We start from the raw sequence: 1028 nt of genomic DNA, 5'->3' as shown, positions 1-1028 counted from the left end.
GTCTTGCCATGAATCCTGAGCTCTTGCTCTTTGATGAGCCAACGTCAGCCCTTGACCCAGAGACTATCGGTGACGTACTGGCGGTTATGCAAAACCTTGCCAAAGGTGGCATGAACATGGTAGTTGTTACCCATGAAATGGGCTTTGCCCGCAGTGTGGCAGACCGTATCATTTTCATGGCTGAAGGTCAGGTTCTTGTGGATACTACGGATGTGGATGGTTTCTTTGACAATCCAACTGAACCTCGTGCTGTTCAATTCCTTTCTAAGATTATCGACCACAACTCTGATCGTGTCCAAGTGGATGCCTAAGGAGGTTGCCTATGATTTTCAAAAAAACCTTACGTTACCTAACTGTCGCATGCTTAGCAATAGTCACTATTTTTCTTATCACGAGTCACAAGACTAAGGCGGAAGACACTAGCAAGCTCCTAGATAGTAAAGCAGTCCAAAAGATTGTTAAGCGAGGGACACTCAATGTCGGTGTGAAGCAAGACGTTCCTAACTTTGGTTACTATTCTGCTAAGACTAATTCCTACGAAGGGATGGAAGTTGATCTTGCTAAAAAGATCGCCAAAGAACTTAAGGTTAAGGTCAATTACATTCCAGTAACAACGCAAACCCGTGAACCACTTATGGATAACGGAACTATCGACTTACTTATCGCTACCTATACCATCAATGATGAACGTAAGGCTTCTTATGCCATCTCAAATCCTTACTACTATGACCAAATTGGTTTCTTGGTTCTTAAGGACTCAGGTATTAACAAAATTTCAGACTTGAATGGTAAGACTATCGGTGTTTCTCAAGGTGCGTCAACTAAGGCTGCTTTGCAAGAGTATGCTTCAGCTAATAACCTTAAATTCAACTATGTCCAACTCGGATCTTTCCCAGAATTGGCTGTTTCTCTTTACGCTCACCGCGTCGATGCTTTCTCAGTTGATAAATCTATCCTCTCCGGATATGAAAGTAAAAAGACTAAAACCTTAAAAGAAGGTTTCAAAACACAAGAATACGGTATTGCTT

Annotated in this window: 1 protein-coding gene and 1 pseudogene; both read left to right on the top strand. The window is 42.0% G+C overall.

Going from position 1 to position 1028, the window contains the following annotated elements; genetic code table 11:
* A pseudogene (locus HMPREF2867_RS07945) lies at positions 1-311 on the top strand (amino acid ABC transporter ATP-binding protein); the annotation flags it as partial.
* Positions 312-322: 11 nt separating this feature from the next.
* Positions 323-1028, top strand: a 706-nt coding sequence (locus tag HMPREF2867_RS07940) for a transporter substrate-binding domain-containing protein (RefSeq protein ID WP_070576963.1), incomplete at its 3' end; no start/stop codon positions are given.

Origin of the sequence: Streptococcus sp. HMSC064H09 (assembly GCF_001812625.1) — a bacterium.
Taxonomy (GTDB): Bacteria; Bacillota; Bacilli; order Lactobacillales; family Streptococcaceae; genus Streptococcus.
This window is presented reverse-complemented; position numbering and strand designations above follow the sequence as displayed.